Raw genomic sequence first — 19,246 nt, forward strand, 5'->3', positions numbered from 1 at the left:
CAAGCTTGACCGCCCAGAGTGGGCCGGCCCCGCCAGAACCCCCACCCGGTACCGCGCGGCGGGCTCAGCGCTGCCGGTGGGTCTGCAACGTCGGCTTGGCCTCCAGATGCGACAGCCCGTTCCAGGCCAGGTTGACCAGGTGCGCCGCCACCGTCTCCTTGCGCGGCTTGCGCACCTCCAACCACCAGCGACCGGTGAGCGCCACCATCCCCACCAGGGACTGCGCGTACAGCTCGGACAGCTTCGGGTCGTACCCCCGGCTCTTGAACTCGGCGCCGAGGATGTGCTCGACCTGGTGGGCCACGTCGTTGAGCACGCTGCTGAAGTTGCCGGTGGCGGACATCAGCGGTGACTCCCGGACGAGCACCCGGAACCCGCTGGTCTCCTCCTCGATGTAGCTGAGCAGGGCCAGGGCGGCCTGTTCGAGCAACTCCCGGGGGTGACCCGCGGTCAGCGCCGCGGCGATCCGGTCGAGTAACGCCCGGACCTCCCGGTCCACCACGACGGCGTACAGCCCTTCCTTGCCGCCGAAGTGCTCGTAGACGACCGGCTTCGACACCTTGGCCCGCGCCGCCACCTCCTCGATGGAGGTCGCGTCGAACCCGCGTTCCGCGAAGATCAGCCGACCGATGGCGATGAGCTGCTCCCGCCGTTGCGCGGCGGACATCCGTACCCGGGAACCTGGTTTCGGTGGCGTGACCGCCGGTCGGGCCGGTGGCGCGGGTGCCGGGCTCGCCGGTCGGGCCGGTGGCGCGGGTGCCGGGCTCGCCGGTCGGGCCGGTGGCGCGCTTCCGTCCGCGTTCTCCGGGGTGGCCTCGCCCCGCCGTTGGCGTCGCCTCGCCCGGCCACTGCCGTTCTCGTCGCGCTCGGTCACCGTGCCATCCTGCCAGGCTCGGGCACGGGGAAGGTTGTCCCGCAGTACGTCGGTCACTGCTGAACGGCCGGTTTCGCCATCTTGGCGGCGATACGTTCCGGCTTCGGCCATCGCACGTTGGAGGCGGCGCCGATCTTCTCGAACAGCCAGATGACCCGGGCCGAGATGTCGATCTGGCCGCGCAGCACCCCGTGTCGGGCGCTCGTCGGATCCGCGTGGTGCAGGTTGTGCCAGCTCTCGCCGAAGGACAGGATCGCCAAGGGCCAGAAGTTGGCCGCCTTGTCGCCCTGACGTACCTCGAACGGCCGCTCGCCGTAGACGTGGCAGACCGAGTTGATCGCCCAGGTGACGTGGTGCAGGGTGGCGATCCGGATCAGGCCGCCCCAGAAGAACGCGGTCAGCGCGCCCTGCCACGACCAGGTGAGCAGGCCGCCCATCAGTGCCGGGCCGAGCGTGGAGAGCAGCACCAGCGGCAGGAACAGGCTGTCGACGCGCCGGATGTCCTTGTCGGCGAGCAGGTCGGGGGCGAACCGCTCCCGGTTCGACAGTTCGCGGCGGAACAGCCAGCCGACGTGCGCGTGGAACAGGCCCTTGGTCAGCCCCCAGAAGGTGGTCCCGAACCGCCACGGCGAGTGCGGGTCACCCTCCACGTCGGAGAAGGCGTGGTGCCGCCGGTGGTCGGCCACCCACTGCACGATGCTGCCCTGCACGGCCAGTGAACCGGCCACCGCGAGGGTCACCCGTAGCCAGCGCTTCGCCTTGAAGGAACCGTGCGTGAAGTAGCGGTGGAAACCCACCGTCACTCCCAGACCGGAGACCAGGTACCAGGCCAGGGCGATGGCCACGTCCGTCCAGTGCAGCCAGCCGCCCCAGGCGACCGGGATGGCCACCAGGAGAGCGATGAACGGTACGACCACGAAGCCCCACAGACCGACCATGATGCCGACCGGTTGCCGGCCCTCGGTCAGGGGTTTCGGCCCGCCGGTGTTCGATTCGAGGAGTGCAGTGGACATGGCACCTCGCAGAGGGATGGATGATCAGAAACTTACGCCTACGTCACCGTAACCTACGCTCCCGTAGACTGCACGGAATCGGTTTCTGGCAGTTGGCTGAGAGCGCTGACCTGGGCGTATCGGGTCTGCCGCGCGGGTGCCCGTTGCTTCGCCGACCAAACCTCCGGACCTGGACGGCCCGCCCGGGCCGGGGATGATCGGGCGGAGTCGGCGAACCGGGGAATCGTGGAGGGTATAGCGGGTGAGGTCCAGGATCCCGGGCGGTAAGGTGTGGGGGCAACGCATCCAAGTGGTGCTTTGTCTGGTTTAGACCTTCCCGGGTCGTCTAATGGCAGGACGCCAGGTTTTGGTCCTGGTTGTAGGGGTTCGAGTCCTCTCCCGGGAGCTTTGGGGTGCGGTCGTGGGCGGCCTGGTTAGCATGAGGACGCAGACTGCCAGCCAGCCGACGGGAGCTCGCCCGTGTCCCAGCCCCGCACTCGTACCGTGGTCATCCTCGCCGCCGGCGAGGGAAAACGGATGAAGTCGGCGCTACCGAAGATGTTGCACCCGCTGCTCGGACGTACCCTGCTGGGCCACGTCCTGGTCGCCACCGGGAGCCTGGCCGCCGAGCGCACGGTGGTGGTGGTGGGCCACGGCGCCGACCAGGTGACCGCGCATCTGACCGAGGTCGCCCCGGCCGCCACGCCGGTGCTCCAGGCGGAACAGCGCGGCACCGGGCACGCGGTGCGGGTGGCGTTGGACGCCGTACCGGAGTCGACCGGGACCGTCGTCGTGATCAACGGTGATGTCCCGCTCCTGCGCCCGGAGACCCTTGCCGAGATGGTCGACGCGCACGAGTCGACCGGCTCCGCGGCGACGGTGCTGGCCGCCGAGGTCGACCGGCCGACCGGGCTGGGCCGGATCGTCCGGGACGCCGCGGGGCGGCTGGAACGGATCGTCGAGGAGCGCGACGCGACCCCGGCGCAGCGGGCGATCCGGGAGATCAACGCGGGGAGCTACGTCTTCGACGCGACCCGGTTGCGATCCGCGCTGGCGAAGCTCTCCACGGACAACGACCAGGGTGAGGAATACCTCACCGATGTGTTCGAGCTGCTGGTGGGCGCCGGCGAGCCGGTCGGGGTGCACCTGGCCGGCGACGCGACCGAGGCACTGGGCTGCAACGACCGGTACGAGTTGGCCGGGTTGCGCCGGCTGCTGCGGGACCGGGTCAACGAGAGCTGGATGCGGGCCGGGGTGACGATCCTCGACCCGGCGACCACCTGGATCGACGTGACGGTGAGCCTGGGCCGGGACGCGGTGGTGGACCAGAACACCCAGTTGAGCGGCGCGACCAGCGTGGGTGAACGGGCCAGCGTGGGGCCGGACGTGACGCTCGTCGACACGGAGGTCGGCGAGGGTGCCACGGTGCTGCGCAGCCACGTGCTGTCGGCCCGGGTGGGTCCGGGGGCCAGCGTCGGGCCGTACGCCTATCTGCGACCGGAGGCGAACGTCGGCGAGGGTGCCAAGATCGGCACCTTCGTCGAGGTGAAGAAGTCGGAGATCGGCGCGGGTGCCAAGGTGCCGCACCTGAGCTACGTCGGGGACGCCACCATCGGCCCGCGGGCCAACATCGGGGCCGCGACGATCTTCGTGAACTACGACGGGGTGAACAAGCACCACACCACGGTCGGCGAGGCGGCCTTCATCGGCTGCGACACGAGCCTGATCGCCCCGGTCGAGGTGGGGCCCGGCGCGTACGTGGCCGCGGGTAGTGCGATCGACAAGGACGTGCCGGCGGGAGCGCTGGGGGTGACCCGGGCGCCGCAGCGGAACATCGACGGCTGGGTGCTGCGGCGCCGCGCCGGGACCCGGTCGGCGGAGGCCGCGGCGCGGGCCGCCGGGAGTCGGGGTGAGCAAGACCACGCCGGTACCCGCGAGGGTGGCTCCGGCCCGGATGCGAGGGATACTCCAACTGACTAGCGCCTGGTCCCACCGCCAGGAAATCCTTCAGCCACGGGAGCGGACGAGCCGATGGGCAGCATCGTCGCGGAAAATCGCAAGAGCCTGATGCTTTTCTCCGGACGCGGGTTTCCGGAGCTGGCGCACGAGATCGGTGAGGCTCTCGGGGTGGCGCCCACGCCGGCCGACTCGTACGAGTTCGCCAACGGCGAGATCTTCGTCCGGTTCAAGGAGTCGGTCCGGGGTTCGGACGCCTTCGTGGTCCAGTCGGTCACGCACGGGGTCAACAAGTGGGTGATGGAGACCCTGATCATGGTCGACGCGCTGAAGCGCGGTTCGGCCAAGCGGATCACCGTGGTGCTCCCGTTCTATCCGTACGCCCGGCAGGACAAGAAGCACCGTGGCCGGGAGCCGATCTCGGCGCGTCTGGTGGCGGATCTGTTGAAGACCGCGGGCGCGAACCGGATCCTGACTGTCGACCTGCACACCGCGCAGATCCAGGGCTTCTTCGACGGGCCGGTGGACCACCTGTTCGCGATGGACACGCTTGCCGAGTACGTCCAGCGCAAGTACGCGGGCCGGCCGATGACGGTGGTGGCGCCGGATTCCGGTCGGGTCCGGGTGGCTGAGCGCTGGACGGACCGGCTCGGCGGCTGCCCGCTGGCGTTCATCCACAAGACCCGGGATCCGCTGAAGCCGAACCAGGTGGTGGCGAACCGGGTGGTGGGTGACGTCGAGGGCCGGGTCTGCCTGATCGTCGACGACATGATCGACACGGGCGGCACGATCTGCGGCGCGGCCGAGATCCTGCACGACAGCGGTGCGGCGGACGTCCTGGTCGCGTCGACCCACGCGCTGCTGTCCGATCCGGCGACCGAGCGGTTGAAGAACGGCCGGATCAGCGAGGTCGTGGTCACCAACACCCTGCCGCTGCCGCCGGAGAAGCGGCTCGACAAGATCACCGTGCTGTCGATCGCGCCGTTGCTGGCCCGGGCGATCCGGGAGGTCTTCGACGACGGTTCGGTGACCACCCTGTTCGGCGGGTTGAGCTGAGGATTCCGTGTCCGCCGCGCCGTCCCGGAGCTGGTCGGGCACCCGGCCGGAATGCGGGTTTCCGCTCGGGTAGACTGGTGCGGTTGCCACGGCGAGGGGGCCCTGCGGGACGCGGATAGCGCGGCGCGGAGGCACCGTCATCGACGCGGTGCTCCGGGCAGTGCGTGATGTTTCCGCCCCCAGTGAGCCCCTTGCCGAGCACCGAGACGCCGTTATCGAAGACGACCGCCGCCGCGAACGTATCAGGAGTTTTTGCCGTGTCCGAGGTAAAGATCAGCGCCGAGCCCCGTACCGAGTTCGGCAAGGGTGGTGCCCGCCGTACCCGCCGGGCCGGCCTGGTGCCTGCCGTGCTCTACGGCCACGGCGAGAATCCCAAGCACATCGCCCTGCCCGCCCTGGAGTTCGCCGCCGCGATCCGGCACGGTGGCGCGAACCAACTGCTCAGCATCGAGGTCAGCGACGGCACCCAGGCGCTGGCCCTGCCGAAGGCGATCCAGCGCGACCCGATCCGGGACACCTTCGAGCACGTGGACCTGCTGCTGGTGCGCCGTGGCGAGAAGGTCACCGTGGAGGTGCCGGTGCACCTGACCGGCGAGCCGGCCCGGGACACCCTGGTGATGCACGAGCACGACACCCTGGCCGTGCTGGCGGACGCGACCAAGCTGCCCGAGTCGCTGGACCTGTCGATCGACGGCCTGGAGGCGGGCTCGCAGCTCACCGCCGGTGACGTGCAGCTGCCTTCCGGGGTCGAGCTGGCCGTTGGTGCCGAGACGCTGGTCGCGTTGATCACGGCGGCGCCGACCGCGGAGCAGATGGCCGCCGAGGGCGGCGAGGTCGCGGAAGAGGCGCCCGCGGAGGAGTCTGCCGAGGGTGAGGCCGCCGCCGAGGGCGAGCAGACGCCGGCCGAGGCCAGCGCCGAGAGCTGACCCGATCGATCCGACAGGCGTCCCCGCCATCCGGGGGCGCCTGTCGGCGTTTCCCGGTACGTGAGTCGAGGTTGTGGGGGCGCGGTGTCGGAGGAGACCTTTCCGTGGCTGGTCGTCGGGCTGGGCAATCCGGGCCGGGAGTACGCCGGTAACCGGCACAACGTCGGCTTCATGGTGGCGGACCTGCTGGCCGGCCGGTTCGGCGCGCGGTTCGGCCGGCACCGCCGGGCGGTCGCCGAGGTCGGGGAGGGCCGACTCGGGCTCGGCGGACCGCGTCTGGTGCTGGTGAAACCGATGACCTACATGAACCTGTCCGGCGGACCGGTGGTCGCGCTGGCCCGGTTCTACAAGGTTCCGGTGGACCAGATCGTGGCGGTACATGACGAGTTGGACATCCCGTACGGGCAGCTCCGGCTCAAGTGTGGCGGGGGTGAGGGTGGTCACAATGGACTCCGCTCGATGTCCAAATCACTCGGCACCAAGGACTACCTTCGGGTGCGGTTCGGCATCGGTCGGCCGCCGGGTCGACAGGATCCCGCCGACTACGTGCTTGCCGATTTCGGCTCGGTAGAACGCAAGGAGCTGGATTTTCTGGTGGACCGGGCGGCCGACGCGGTGGAGTCGGTGATCCTCCGGGGCCTGGAGTGGACGCAGAACACTTATCACTGAGCGTGATCGGTCGGTGTCTCGTTTGGGCGTTTGTGCAGGCTGTGCCGGTGCGGTGACCCGGCCGGTATGCTGTCCCGAATCGTGCCGCCGGGCCCCTTCCGCGGCGCGGACAGTCGCGCAAGGAGGCGGTCGTGACGCGTACGGCGGCGGTGTTCACTGCTCCTCGGGATGAGTGCTGATGGCGGCCCCGCCGGTGAGCGACGGCGGCTTCGCCGGTTGGCTCGCGGCCCGCGCCGGACAGGCCCTGCTTGAGGTACGTGCCGAGTTGGGGTTCGCCGATCCGGGTGCGTTGAAGGCGGCCGGCGACAAGGTCTCGCACGATCTGCTCCGGGCCGAGCTGGCTCGCTGGCGGCCGGCCGACGCGGTCCTGTCCGAGGAGGATGAGGGTTCGCGGCTGGCCTGGGCGGCCGACGTGGACACGGCGGCGGTGCCCCGGCTGACTGCGGACCGGGTGTGGATCGTCGACCCGCTGGATGGCACCCGGGAGTTCTCCGAGGAGGGGCGCGCCGACTGGGCGGTACACGTGGCGCTGTGGGCCCGGGACGCGCCGACCGAGCACGGCCTGGCGGCGGGTGCGGTGGCGTTGCCCGCCCAGGACCGGGTGTTGGGCACCGACTCGCCACCGCCGTATCCGGCGGCGGCCGACGGGCCGGGCGAGCGGCGGATCCGGATGGCCGCGAGCCGCAGCCGGCCGCCGGTGTTCCTGACCGATCTGGCCGACGAGGTGGGCGCCCAGCTGGTGCCGATGGGCTCGGCGGGCGCGAAGATCGCCGCCGTGATCAGCGGCGAGGTCGACGCCTACATCCACGCGGGCGGTCAGTACGAGTGGGACTCGGCCGCGCCAGCGGCTGTGGCGACGGCCACCGGGTTGCACGCTTCCCGGATCGATGGTTCTGCGCTGAGATACAACCAGGCCGATCCACGGCTACCGGATCTCATGGTGTGCCGGAAGGACCTCGCTCCCCGGCTGCTTGCGGCGTTGCAGCGGCACCTCGGATAGTTTCGGCCCGAAATCTCGGCTTCACCTACCGGGAGAGTGTGATTTGCGCATGAGTGACCCCGATGGACCACCGTCAAGTTGGCCGTCATGAGCGAACGATTCATCAGACTCAGTGCGACAGGGCCTTACGGCGGGTCCGAGCGTAGCGAGGAGTTGTCATGACCGCCACAGCGGCGTACCGGGTTTCCCATCTGGCGGAGCTTGAGGCCGAGAGCATCTTCATCATCCGCGAGGTGGTCGCCGAGCTGGAACGGCCAGCGCTGCTGTTCTCCGGCGGCAAGGACTCGATCGTGATGCTGCGGCTGGCGCAGAAGGCGTTCGCCCCGGCCGGCATCCCGTTCCCGGTGCTGCACGTGGACACCGGACACAACTTCCCGGAGGTGCTGGCCTACCGGGACCGTCGGGTGAACGAGCTGCGGCTGCAACTGCTCGTGGCGAGCGTGCCGGAGGCGCTGGAGAAGGGCCTGGTCAGCCAGCCGGCGGACGGGACGCGCAACCGGATCCAGACCCCTGTGCTGCTGGAGGCGGTCGAGAAGTACCGCTTCAACGCACTGTTCGGTGGCGCCCGCCGGGACGAGGAGAAGGCCCGGGCCAAGGAGCGGATCTTCAGCTTCCGCGACGACTTCGGGCAGTGGGATCCGAAGAACCAACGGCCCGAGCTGTGGTCGCTCTACAACGGCCGGCATCACCCGGGCGAGTCGATCCGGGTGTTCCCGCTGTCGAACTGGACCGAGCTGGACGTGTGGCACTACATCGAACGGGAGGAACTGGCGCTCCCGGAGATCTACTTCGCGCACGACCGCGAGGTGGTCGAGCGGGACGGGATGCTGTACGGGGTCAACGAGTTCTTCCAGCCGCGGCCCGGCGAGCAGACGTTCACCGCACGGGTGCGCTACCGGACGGTTGGTGACGCGTCGTGTACGGCGGCCGTACGGTCCGACGCCGACACGGTGATCGGAGTCATCGACGAGGTGGCGGCGACCCGGATCACCGAGCGCGGCGCCACCCGGGGCGACGACCGGGTGAGCGAGGCCGCCATGGAAGACCGCAAGCGAGAGGGCTACTTCTGATGACGGCTACCGCCATTTCGCCGGCGACCCCCGAGGTCCGACCGATGGACCTGCTGCGGTTCGCCACCGCCGGCAGTGTCGACGACGGTAAGTCCACGCTCATCGGCCGGCTGTTGTATGACACGAAGTCCCTGTTCAGCGACCAGTTGGAGGCCGTCGAGGCGGCCAGCTCGGCGCGCGGGGACGAGTACACCAACCTGGCGCTGCTCACCGACGGCCTGCGGGCCGAGCGGGAGCAGGGCATCACCATCGACGTGGCCTACCGGTACTTCGCGACGCCCCGGCGCAAGTTCATCATCGCCGACACGCCGGGCCACATCCAGTACACCCGCAACATGGTCACCGGGGCCTCCACCGCCGACCTGGCACTGATCCTGGTCGACGCCCGGAAGGGCCTGGTCGAGCAGTCCCGGCGGCATGCCTTCCTCTGCTCGCTGCTGCGGGTGCCGCACCTGGTCCTCTGCGTCAACAAGATGGATCTGGTCGACTGGTCGCAGGAGATCTACGAGCGGATCGCCGACGAGTTCACCACGTTCGCGGCCAAGCTGGAGGCGCCGGACCTCGCGGTGGTGCCGATCTCGGCGTTGCGCGGCGACAACATCGTGAACCGGTCCGACAACATGCCGTGGTACGAGGGTCCGTCACTGCTGCACCATCTGGAACGGGTGCACATCGCCTCGGACCGCAACCTCGTGGACGTGCGGTTCCCGGTGCAGTACGTCATCCGTCCGCAGTCGACGACCGTGACGGACTACCGCGGTTACGCCGGTCAGGTGGCCTCGGGGGTGCTCAAGCCCGGCGACGAGGTGATGGTGCTGCCGTCCGGGTTCACCAGCCAGATCGCGAGCATCGACACCGCCGACGGCCCGGTCGCCGAGGCGTACCCGCCGATGTCGGTGACCGTGCGGTTGACCGACGAGCTGGACGTGTCGCGCGGTGACATGATCTGCCGGCCGAACAACGCGCCGGCGGTGGCGCAGGACATCGAGGCGATGCTCTGCTGGATGGACGAGACCCGGCCGTTGCAGGCGGGCGGGAAGTACGCCATCAAGCACACCACCCGGAGCGCCCGGGCGGTGGTACGCGGCCTGCAGTACCGGCTCGACGTGAACTCGCTGCACCGGGACGAGACGGCCACCTCGCTGGCGTTGAACGAGATCGGCCGGGTGCGGTTGCGGACCACCGTGCCGCTGCTGGCCGACGAGTACCGGCGTAACCGCACCACGGGCGGGTTCATCCTGATCGACGAGAGCACGAACCGGACCGTGGGCGCCGGCATGATCGTCGACGCCACCTGATCCCGGTCCGCCCGGCCCCGTCGCACCGATCATGAAGTTGGCTGGCTGTTCGATCTCGATACCGCCGGCCAACTTCATGATCAACCGAGGCGGGCCCGGGACGGCCGGGCCGGGACGGCCGGCTCGATTCAGGACAGTCGGCGGGCTCCTGGACCGGGTAGCACGGTGAACGACCGTGGCGGGGTGAAACCCTGGTCGGCGAAGGCGTCGGTCACGGCCGTTGCCACCGCGTCGGCACGGTCGGTGTCGGCAAGTGCGATCACACAGCCCCCGAAACCGCCGCCGGTCATCCGGGCACCGTACGCACCGGCGCCCAGCGCGGCCGTCACCGCGGTGTCCACCTCCGGGACGGTGATCTCGAAGTCGTCCCGCATCGAGGCGTGCGAGGCGGTGAGCAGCGGCCCGATCTCCCGGACCCGCCCCGCCCGCAGCAACGCCACGGTGTCCAGCACCCGCTGGTTCTCGGTCACCACATGCCGCACCCGCCGCCGGATCACCTCGTCGGGCAGCCGGCCCAGCGCCGTGTCCAACTCGGCCTGATCGACATCGCGCAGCGCGGGCACGCCGAGCTGCCGGGCGGCCTCCTCACAGGCCCGGCGACGGTCGGCGTACTCGCCGTCGACGTGCCGGTGCTCGGCGCGGGTGTCGATGATGACGATCGAGAGGCCGGCACCGACCAGGTCGAACGGAATGTGCTCCACCTCGAACGAGCGGCAGTCCAGGAACAGCGCGTGTCCCTCGCGGCAGCGGATCGAGGCGGACTGGTCCATCACCCCGGTGGGCGCGCCGACGTACTCGTTCTCGGCGCGCTGCGCGAGCCGGGGCCGGTCGTCGACCGGCAGGTCCAGGCCGCCGAGGTCGGCCAGGGCGGTGAGTACGGCGGACTCCAGCGCGGCCGAGGACGACAGCCCGGCGCCCAGCGGCACGTCCGAGGCGATCGCCAACTCGGCGTGCGGCACCCGGTGCCCGGCCTCGCGCAGCGCCCACACCACGCCCGCGACGTACGCGCCCCAGCCCGGAACCACCCCGGGCGCCAGGCCGGCATCGTCGAACGAGATCCGCTCCGGCCCGACCTCGGACCAGACCGACCAGTTGGCCCGGTCGGCCGCGGCGGCCGCCACCACCGTGTGCTGGGGCAGGGCGAACGGCAGGACGTACCCGTCGTTGTAGTCGGTGTGCTCGCCGATCAGGTTCGCCCGGCCCGGGGCCACCCAACAGCCGGCCGGCTCACCGGCGTACTCGGTCCGGAAACCGGCGACGGCCCGCTCGGCCACCGGATCCGGCTGCGTCGGCTGGTCGGTCACGGCTGCTCCAGGATCTGCGTACGGTAGAACGCCCAGGCGTCGCTCACCATGTCGTGCAGGGTCGGCTTCGCCGGGGTCCAACCCAGCTCGGCGCGGGCCCGGTCGGACGAGGCGACCAGCGCCGCCGGATCGCCCTCCCGGCGGGGGGCGACCTCCACCGGCAACGGATGACCGGTGACCTCCCGGACCACCTCGGCCACCTGACGGTTCGTGAAGCCGCTGCCGTTGCCAAGGTTGAACACCCGGTGCTCGCCCGGTCGGGCGGCGTCCAGGGCCAGCAGGTGGGCCTGGGCCAGGTCCTCCACGTGGATGTAGTCCCGGACGCAGGTGCCGTCGGCGGTGGGGTAGTCGTCGCCGAAGATCTGGAGCTTGTCCCGCCGGTCGGCGGCGACCTCCAGCGCGATCGGGATCAGGTGCGTCTCCGGGTCGTGCCGTTCGCCGAGCGCGACGCCGGGTCGCAGATAGGCGCCGGCGACGTTGAAGTACCGCAGCGACACGGCGGCCAGGCCGTGCGCGGTCGCCTCCGAGGTCAGCGCCAGGTCGATGGCGAGCTTGGTCGAGCCGTACGGGTTGGTGGGGGCCGTCACGGCGGTCTCCCGGATCGGCAGCTCGACCGGATTGCCGTAGACGGCGGCGGTGGACGAGAAGACCAGCCGGGGTACCCGAGCGGCGCGTACCGCGTCGAGCAGTGCGAGCGTACCCACGGTGTTGTTCCGCCAGTAGCGCTCGGGCCGGACCATCGACTCGCCGGCGGCGATCAGCGCGGCGAAGTGCAACACGCCGTCGAAACCGGCTTCCGGGGTGAGGATCCGGGCCGCCTCCTGCACCGGCAGCTCGACGAACTCGGCCTCGGCGGCGAGTGCGGCCCGGTGCCCGGTGCGGAGGTCGTCGAGCACCACGACCTGGTGTCCGGCATCGAGGAGCAACCGGGTGACGACGCCGCCGATGTACCCCGCGCCGCCGGTGACCAGCAGTTTCACGCTTTGTCCTCCCTGTCGGCCGCCGGAGGGACGGCGGTACCCGGTTGTGGATCAGCCTACGGTCGGCGGTTGGTCGCCGCCGACCGACCGGCTTTCATGTTCGCACACATCCGAACGTAATCGAACACCGCAGTGCGTCGGCCACCGCAGTGCGTCGGCCACCGCAGTGCGTCGGCCACCGAGCTGCGTCGGCCACCGAGCTGCGTCGGCCACCGCGCTGCGTCGACCCCGACGGGTCCGCGCTGTCTACCATCACTGGCATGCGGGAAGGTGGCAGTCCCGGGCCCCGGCGACGATCGTCGGGGCGTCCACGACGGCAGCCCGGCCGGATGGCCCGGGTGGTGGCCCGGGTCGTGGTCCGGGCGGCGGACGCCGCCACCCGGCTGGTCACGGACCTGCTCGGCGCGAGCCCGGCCGCCGGCCGGGAACGGATCAGCGAGGCCGAGCTGCGTGATCTGGTCGCGGCCAACACCCGCCTCGACCCGGTGGAACGGCGGATCATCGACGAGGTGCTGGTGGCCGGCGCGAGCCTGGTACGCGAGGTGATGATGCCGCGGACCGAGGTGGTGTTCCTGACCGCCAGCCTGACGGTCGGTGAGGCGGCCGAGCGGGCGCGGGACGCTACCCACACCCGCTACCCGGTGGTCGACGGCACCCACGACGACGTGATCGGCTTCGTCCACCTGCGTGATCTGCTGCTGCACCCGCCCGCCGACGGCACCCGGGTCCGGGATCTGGTCCGCGAGGTGAAGCGGCTGCCCGGCAGCAAGCGGGTGCTGGCCGCGCTCACCGAGATGCGGCGGGAGCGCCATCATCTCGCGGTCGTGGTGGACGAGTACGGCGGGACCGCCGGGATCGTCACCCTGGAGGACCTGATCGAGGAACTGGTGGGCGAGATCCACGACGAGTACGACACCGACCCGGACCCGGTGGCGGCCGGCTTCGCCGTCGAGGCGGACGGCCGGCTCAACCTCGCCGACTTCGCCGAACGGGCCGGCATCGAGCTGGCCGCCGGACCGTACGAGACGGTGGGCGGGTTCGTGATGGCCGCCCTCGGCCGGCTACCGGTGGTCGGCGACGAGGTGCAGGTGGACGTGCCGGTGGCCGACGACGACGGACCGTCGGGGGAGACCAACAGGTGGACGCTGCGGGTGCTGGCCCTGGACGGCCGCCGCATCGGCCGGTTGGCGATCTCGCCAACCCGGCCGGCCAACGGCGTTCCCGCGCAACCTGCGTCCGGCGGCATGCCGGGGTTGACTGCGCCCAACGGTGTTTCCCGCGCGGACTTCGCCGACCGCGACGGACGTTAGGAAGGGCCCCCTCCTGTACAAAAAGCGATAAGAAGGGGCCCTTCCTTTCATCGGTCCGGGGGGTCGTCGCGACGGGGCGGCGTTGCTGACAGAATGCCGGCATGTCCGACGCAGGCGCCCGCCCCCGGGTCTTCTCCGGCATCCAGCCAACCGCCGACTCGTTCCACCTCGGCAACTACCTGGGAGCGCTGCGCAACTGGGTGGCCATGCAGGACACCCATGACGCGTTCTACTGCGTGGTGGACCTGCACGCCATCACCGCCGGGCACGATCCCGCGGTGCTGCGCCAGCGGACCCGGGTGGCCGCCGCACAGTTGCTGGCGGCCGGGCTCGACCAGGAGCGGTGCACCCTGTTCGTCCAGTCCCAGGCGCCGGAACACGCGCAGCTGGCCTGGGTACTGAGCTGTATCACCGGCTTCGGCGAGGCGAGCCGGATGACCCAGTTCAAGGACAAGTCGACCCGGCAGGGCACCGAGCGGGCCAGTGTGGGCCTGTTCACGTACCCGATCCTGCAGGCCGCGGACATCCTGCTCTACCAGGCCGACGCGGTGCCGGTGGGCGAGGACCAGCGCCAGCATCTGGAGCTGACCCGTGACCTGGCCCAGCGGTTCAACGGCCTGTTCGGGCCGACGTTCACCGTTCCGGCGCCGTACATCGTCAAGGACACCGCCAAGATCACGGATCTGCAGGATCCGACGGCGAAGATGTCCAAGTCGGCCTCCTCGCCGGCCGGCATCATCGACCTGCTCGACGACCCCGCGAAGTCGGCGAAGAAGATCCGTTCGGCGGTGACCGACACTGGCCGCGAGATCATCTTCGAGCCGGAGAGCAAGCCCGGCATCGCCAACCTGTTGACCATCTACTCGGCACTGAGCGACCGGACCATCGACGAGCTGGTCGAGGCGTACGCCGGCAAGGGCTACGGCGACCTCAAGAAGGACCTGGCCGAGGTGGTCACCGACGCGGTGCGGCCGATCCAGGAGCGCACCCGGGCCTATCTCGAAGACCCGGCGCAGCTGGACAAGCTGCTCGCGGTGGGCGCCGAGAAGGCCCGGGCGGTCGCCTCGGCCACCCTGCGCACCACCTATGACCGGGTGGGTTTCCTGGGGCCGGGCCGGCCGGCCTAGTTCGGTCGCGCGGCAGGCGGATGGCGGAGAGGGCAGACCGGCGAACCGGCCGGTGGTGAGCGGGAGCGTGGTTCGGACGGACGGTACGCGTAACAGCGGGATCGCGACGACGCAGATCGGCATCGCGATCGACATCCCCCCGCCGTGGGGTGAGTTCCTGACCCGGTGTCGGGCCGAGGCCGGCGATCCGCAGGCGGTGGACGTACCGGCACACGTCACGCTGCTCGGGCCGACCGAGATCCCGTCGACCAGCCTGCCGGTCATCGAGGAGCACCTGGCCACGGTGGCCGGTCAGCATCTGCCGTTCACCATGCACCTGCGGGGCACCGGCACCTTCCGGCCGATCACCGAGGTGGTCTTCGTGGTGGTGGCTGCCGGCATCAGTGAGTGTGAGCTGCTAGTCGAGTCCATCCGCTCGGCGCCGGACCTGCACCGGGAGACCCGGTTCCCCTACCACCCACACGTCACGGTGGCCCAGGATGTCGCGCCCGAGGCCCTGGACAAGATCTACGATGACCTCGCGGATTTCTCCGCCCGGTTCGAGGTGGAGCACTTCACCCTCTTCTCGCACAGTGGGCAGACCCGGTGGCAGCCGCGCCGGGACTTCGAGTTGACCGGTCAGGACTGTTCCTGACGCCACCGGCCGGTGCCCGGCGGCCGGGCGCTGGCCGGTGCCGTTCCGGAAGCCACCGGGTGGTGCCCGCCGGACGGGCACCGGATCGGCGAGGATGAGTGGCGTGGATCTCCTGTCCCGGATCGAGGCCGGCTTCGACCGGTGGATCGAGGTGCTGCGGCGCCGCTCGGCGTGGTTCGACCACTTCTGGCGGGCGCTGATGCGCTACCAGGATGTTCTTGGCGGTCGGCTCGCCGCGGCCATCGCGTACTACGGCTTCTTCGCCTTCTTCGCGCTCGGCCTGCTGGCGTACTCGATCTTCGGCGTGGTGATCAGGAGCAGCGCGGGGGTCCGGGTGGCCGTCGCGGACTTCCTCGCCAACAACCTGCCCTTCGTCGATCTCAACCAGATCCTCAACAGCGGCAGCACGGCGAGCGTGGCCGGTGCGATCATCCTGGTCTTCACCGGGGTGGGCTGGATCGAGGCGATCCGTTCCTCGCAGCGGCTGATCTACGGCCTGCAACAGCAACCGGGCAACATCGTGGTCCGCTGGTTGATCGACCTGGCTGTGCTGTTCGGGGTGTTCCTCATGCTGGGCGTGTCGGTGGCCGCCATCGACGCGTTGGAATCGCTGCTGCGTTGGCTGCTGCGCAGCACCGGCTCGGTGGGCCTGGGCATTCTCAGCGGGGTGCTGAGCGTCCTGGTGAACCTCGTGCTGGCCACGGCCCTGATGGTCGCCGTGCCACGGGTCAAGATCAGCAGTCGCCGGCTGCGGCCGGCGATCCTCTTCGTGGCCGTGGGCATCACCCTGCTGAACACCGTCGGGCGGTACTGGGTGGGACGTACCGAGCGGAACCCCGCGTACACCGTGGTGGCCGGCGCGGTGGCCCTGCTGCTGTACCTCTACCTGCTCAATCAGCTGCTGTTGTTCGGCGCGGCGATCGCCGCCACCAGTGAGTACGGCCGGGTGGTTGACCTGTCCGGGGGGCGCCCGCCTGAGGTCATCGCCCCGCCGCCCTCGGTCCCGCCGGCTTCGATGCCGCCCGGGCGGCGTCCGGAGCGGCCGGTGGAGGACGAGGACGACTGATCATCTGCATGAAATCGCGAGAACCGCAATACGGGCAAATCGGTCCACTGGTCGACCGGCGGCCGACATGATGAGGCGCGTGGGCGCACTCGTGACACTGGACCTGCCGGACGGCTCGCCGATGCTCCGGCAGCCGTGGATCATCACCTTCGGCCCGCTCGACGACGTGGACGAGTGGGAGCCGGTGGTGTGCGGTCCGTACGAGCGCCCGCACGCACTGGCGCTGGCCGAGGCGGTGGTGGCCGACGAACAGTTGATGGCGGTGGTGGAGCCGTTGGTGATGGCCGTCTCGACCAGGGAGATCCAGGCCGAGATCGCCGCGGCCCGCAGCGCGGCCGAGGACGACGCGGCGGAGCGGGCGGACGCCGATCTCTACGCGGACTACGGAGACCCGGACCTCGACGCCGAGTTGGCCGAGCTGACCGAACCGTCCCAGCGGGAGCCCGGCACGCCACCCAGCGAGGCCGAGGTCAGAGCCGGCTTCGCCCGGATCGCGACGCTGCTGACCAGTGACGGCCCGGTCGCGCCCGGGGACTGAGAAGCCCGTCGGCGGTGTTCCCGCGCAGTCGAGGATGAGAAGGCCCGCAACGGCATCCCGGGACTGAGGGGCCGAAGCCCGAAGCGAAGAGCGCCGGTGGCCCGCGGTTGCGGGACACCGGCGCCACCATCGCCCCCCACCACAGGGGTCTGCGGTCGGTCCGCCCGGGGCGACGCTGCACACCGGGTGACCTGACCTGACCATCGCCTTACCCCAGGGACGCCGGTTCGAACCATCTCGTCGCAGCGCCGTCCGACAGAACCTCAGGATCGAGGCTCCGGAAGTCAGCCGGCGGGCGAGGGCAGCGGCGAAACCGGGGAGAGCGGGGTCCCCGAGGTCACCTGATTCGCCGGGGCCGTCGGTGCCGCCGCCGGGGCGACCGCCGTCGAGCCTCGAACCACCAGCTCGGGCCGGAAGACGTACTCGGTGTGCGGAGCGGCGTGCCCGTTGATCTCATCGACCAGGGCCCGGACGGCAGCCACGGCCATCGAGATCACCGGTTGGCGCATCGTGGTCAACGGTGGATCGGTGAAGGCCATCAGCGGTGAGTCGTCATAGCCGACCACGGAGAGGTCCCGAGGCACCGCCAATCCGCGTTGCCGACCAGCCCGTACGGCGCCCAGGGCCATCAGGTCGGAGCCACAGACCAGCCCGGTGACCCCCCGCTCGATGAGCCGGCCGGCGGCGGCCTCCCCACCCTCCACGCCGAACAGCGACAGCTCGGCCAACTCGTCCAGGTCGGCGTCGGCGAGACCGACCAGGCGCCCCATCGCGGCCCGGTAGCCGGCCACCTTGCGCCGCACGGGTACGAAGCGGTCGGGCCCGGTGATCAGGCCGATCCGGCGGTGGCCGAGCGCGACCAGGTGAGCAACGGCCAACTCGGCCGCCTCCCGGTCGTCACAGGAGACGAACGGCGCCGGAATGCCCGGTGCGTACCCGTTGATCATCACTATCGGCAGCGGGCGGGTGAGCAGCGCGCGGTAGCGGTCGTGGTCGGCGGCGGTGTCGGCGTGCCGGCCGGAGACGAAGACGATGCCGGAGACCTGGCGGTCGAGCAGCATCTCGACGTACTCGTCCTCGGTCACGCCGCCGGGCGCCTGGGTGCACAGCACCGGGGTGAAGCCCGACTGAGCCAGCGCCGACTCGATGATCTGGGCGAAGGCCGGGAAGATCGGATTTTCCAGCTCCGGCACGACCAGCCCGACCAGGCCGGCGCTGCGTTGACGCAACCGGGCGGGGCGCTCGTAGCCGAGCACATCGAGAGCGGTCAGTACCGCCTGCCGGGTTTCCGGCGCCACCCCGGGCCGGTCGTTGAGCACGCGGGACACGGTGGCTTCGCTCACCTGAGCCTGCTGAGCGATGTCTGACAACCGAGCGCGCATGGCCGCACCCTACTCAACAGCGGTTTCCCGCCGGTAGCCTCGTCCGACCTGGTGACCGACGGCCGCACGCCGGGTCCGGTAGTCCAACGCCGGAAGGGGCGGCGGTTCCCCCGTGTCCCCGCCACCCCTCCAGGAGTCCCTGGTCCCGTCGAGCGGGTCAGCCCGCCAGCATGTCGTACAGGGCCGGCGGCGCCTCCCGGGCCGCGTCCCCGGTCGGCGCGGTGAGCTTCGGGGCGGAGCCGTAGTCGCGGTAGTTGACGACGTACTCGAATGCCTTGTGCTTGCCGGCCGCCGGAACCCGCATGGTGAACGCGGTCAGGTTGTCACCGGTCACCTCGGCGGTGAACGGGACCTGCTTGGCGGCGGCACCGAGCGCGGTCATCTCCTCGGCATCCAGCACCTTGGCCGCCTCTCCGGTGGACAGATCGAGGACGCCGGCGTACCGCCCGGAGCCCTTGTCCTCGACGGACGTCGCGTTCTGGACCAGCGGACCGACATTGCCCTGGTCCGCCCCGTCGTAGGTCGGGATGGCGTCCTCGCCGGTCAGCTTCGACCGGTTCAGGTGCATCCACCGGTCCGGGAACTTCGGCAGCAGGGCGACCTGCCTGCGGTCCCCGGTGAACTTCACCCTGACCCAGGACTGCTCGGTGACGACCAGGAAGGACATCTTCATGGCGAAGCCCTCCTGCCGCACCGAGGTGGCGAGCTGGAGCGCCTTCGCCGCCGGGTCCACCGAGCCGGAGATGTCGCTCGACTCGTCCTTGCCGCTGAACCGGAACGGCCCCTCGGAACCGTCCGGTACGGCCGCGAGCAACGCCTCCTTGGGCGACTGCGTGGCCACCTGCGCCACGGTCGCCGGGTCACAACCGGTCACGGGTACGGCCATCGCGACCAGGGTGGCGGCAACCACCGCTCCCTTCCGGGTGTGTCGTACGGAGGCGGTCTGTCGATTCATGTCTCTGCTCTCCCAGCGTGTTTCTGCCCGGCGGTCCCGTGCCTCGGGACGGCCGGTAGCGAACACTGCTCGGGATCACTGCCGAGCGACTGCCGATATGCTGCCGTTC

18 protein-coding genes and 1 tRNA gene are annotated in these 19,246 nt (G+C 70.5%); 13 read left to right on the forward strand and 6 right to left on the reverse strand.

Translation table 11 applies throughout. The features are described from left to right. Positions 1–64: 64 nt before the first annotated feature. A complete protein-coding gene (locus ACXN5W_RS02745; RefSeq protein WP_473156532.1) occupies positions 65–931 on the reverse strand; it encodes a TetR family transcriptional regulator in 867 nt (288 codons plus the stop codon). Then, positions 928–1,887 (reverse strand): acyl-CoA desaturase, encoded by a 960-nt coding sequence (locus ACXN5W_RS02750; RefSeq protein WP_473156533.1) that lies wholly within the window; start codon positions 1,885–1,887, stop codon positions 928–930. The genes ACXN5W_RS02745 and ACXN5W_RS02750 overlap by 4 nt, the downstream gene beginning before the upstream one ends. Positions 1,888–2,201: 314 nt before the next feature. Here ACXN5W_RS02750 and ACXN5W_RS02755 point away from each other — a divergent pair. The 8 genes from ACXN5W_RS02755 (at position 2,202) to ACXN5W_RS02790 (ending at position 9,841) form a co-directional block, all read left to right on the forward strand. Continuing rightward, positions 2,202–2,272: transfer RNA gene (locus tag ACXN5W_RS02755), tRNA-Gln, on the forward strand. Between the two features lie 74 nt (positions 2,273–2,346). Next, entirely contained in the window at positions 2,347–3,846 is a 1,500-nt protein-coding gene (gene glmU, locus ACXN5W_RS02760; protein WP_473156534.1) for a bifunctional UDP-N-acetylglucosamine diphosphorylase/glucosamine-1-phosphate N-acetyltransferase GlmU, read from the forward strand. A gap of 51 nt (positions 3,847–3,897) precedes the next feature. After that, the gene (locus ACXN5W_RS02765) at positions 3,898–4,878 is read left to right on the forward strand and encodes a ribose-phosphate diphosphokinase (protein ID WP_473156535.1); all 981 of its coding nucleotides are present in this window, start codon (positions 3,898–3,900) and stop codon (positions 4,876–4,878) included. A 257-nt stretch (positions 4,879–5,135) separates the two neighbouring features. Next, positions 5,136–5,804, forward strand: coding sequence for a 50S ribosomal protein L25/general stress protein Ctc (locus ACXN5W_RS02770; RefSeq protein WP_473156536.1), 669 nt, complete (start codon positions 5,136–5,138; stop codon positions 5,802–5,804). A gap of 84 nt (positions 5,805–5,888) precedes the next feature. Then, on the forward strand, positions 5,889–6,473 hold the full coding sequence (gene pth / locus ACXN5W_RS02775) for an aminoacyl-tRNA hydrolase (RefSeq protein ID WP_473156537.1): 585 nt from the start codon (positions 5,889–5,891) through the stop codon (positions 6,471–6,473). 178 nt (positions 6,474–6,651) lie between these two features. Further along, complete coding sequence (locus ACXN5W_RS02780; RefSeq protein ID WP_473156538.1) at positions 6,652–7,473, forward strand: inositol monophosphatase family protein; 822 nt, start codon at positions 6,652–6,654, stop codon at positions 7,471–7,473. A gap of 158 nt (positions 7,474–7,631) precedes the next feature. Continuing rightward, complete coding sequence (gene cysD, locus ACXN5W_RS02785) at positions 7,632–8,543, forward strand: sulfate adenylyltransferase subunit CysD (RefSeq protein WP_473156539.1); 912 nt, start codon at positions 7,632–7,634, stop codon at positions 8,541–8,543. Continuing rightward, the gene (locus ACXN5W_RS02790; protein ID WP_473156540.1) at positions 8,543–9,841 is read left to right on the forward strand and encodes a sulfate adenylyltransferase subunit 1; all 1,299 of its coding nucleotides are present in this window, start codon (positions 8,543–8,545) and stop codon (positions 9,839–9,841) included. Before cysD ends, ACXN5W_RS02790 begins: the two co-directional genes overlap by 1 nt. Before the next feature lie 128 nt (positions 9,842–9,969). Here the strand turns inward: ACXN5W_RS02790 and galK are convergent, their stop codons facing one another. Continuing rightward, entirely contained in the window at positions 9,970–11,145 is a 1,176-nt protein-coding gene (gene galK / locus ACXN5W_RS02795) for a galactokinase (protein WP_473156541.1), read from the reverse strand. After that, complete coding sequence (gene galE, locus ACXN5W_RS02800) at positions 11,142–12,125, reverse strand: UDP-glucose 4-epimerase GalE (protein WP_473156542.1); 984 nt, start codon at positions 12,123–12,125, stop codon at positions 11,142–11,144. Before galE ends, galK begins: the two co-directional genes overlap by 4 nt. 338 nt (positions 12,126–12,463) lie before the next feature. On the opposite strand from galE, the gene ACXN5W_RS02805 reads away from it, so the two are divergent. The 5 genes from ACXN5W_RS02805 (at position 12,464) to ACXN5W_RS02825 (ending at position 16,800) form a co-directional block, all read left to right on the forward strand. Next, complete coding sequence (locus tag ACXN5W_RS02805; RefSeq protein WP_473156681.1) at positions 12,464–13,435, forward strand: hemolysin family protein; 972 nt, start codon at positions 12,464–12,466, stop codon at positions 13,433–13,435. Between the two features lie 101 nt (positions 13,436–13,536). Further along, positions 13,537–14,562, forward strand: coding sequence for a tryptophan--tRNA ligase (gene trpS, locus ACXN5W_RS02810; RefSeq protein ID WP_473156543.1), 1,026 nt, complete (start codon positions 13,537–13,539; stop codon positions 14,560–14,562). 67 nt (positions 14,563–14,629) lie between these two features. Next, the gene (locus ACXN5W_RS02815; protein WP_473156544.1) at positions 14,630–15,196 is read left to right on the forward strand and encodes a 2'-5' RNA ligase family protein; all 567 of its coding nucleotides are present in this window, start codon (positions 14,630–14,632) and stop codon (positions 15,194–15,196) included. A 103-nt stretch (positions 15,197–15,299) separates the two neighbouring features. Next, positions 15,300–16,262: a YihY/virulence factor BrkB family protein gene (locus ACXN5W_RS02820; RefSeq protein ID WP_473156545.1), complete on the forward strand. Its 963-nt coding sequence runs from the start codon at positions 15,300–15,302 to the stop codon at positions 16,260–16,262. Positions 16,263–16,341: 79 nt separating this feature from the next. Next, positions 16,342–16,800 (forward strand): hypothetical protein, encoded by a 459-nt coding sequence (locus ACXN5W_RS02825; protein ID WP_473156546.1) that lies wholly within the window; start codon positions 16,342–16,344, stop codon positions 16,798–16,800. A 284-nt stretch (positions 16,801–17,084) separates the two neighbouring features. Here the strand turns inward: ACXN5W_RS02825 and ACXN5W_RS02830 are convergent, their stop codons facing one another. Both ACXN5W_RS02830 and ACXN5W_RS02835 read right to left on the reverse strand, forming a co-directional pair. Beyond that, positions 17,085–18,182: a LacI family DNA-binding transcriptional regulator gene (locus ACXN5W_RS02830; protein ID WP_473156547.1), complete on the reverse strand. Its 1,098-nt coding sequence runs from the start codon at positions 18,180–18,182 to the stop codon at positions 17,085–17,087. 157 nt (positions 18,183–18,339) lie between these two features. Next, a complete protein-coding gene (locus ACXN5W_RS02835) occupies positions 18,340–19,137 on the reverse strand; it encodes a hypothetical protein (protein WP_473156548.1) in 798 nt (265 codons plus the stop codon). Positions 19,138–19,246: the final 109 nt, after the last annotated feature.

The organism is Plantactinospora sp. A48 (assembly GCF_055793945.1).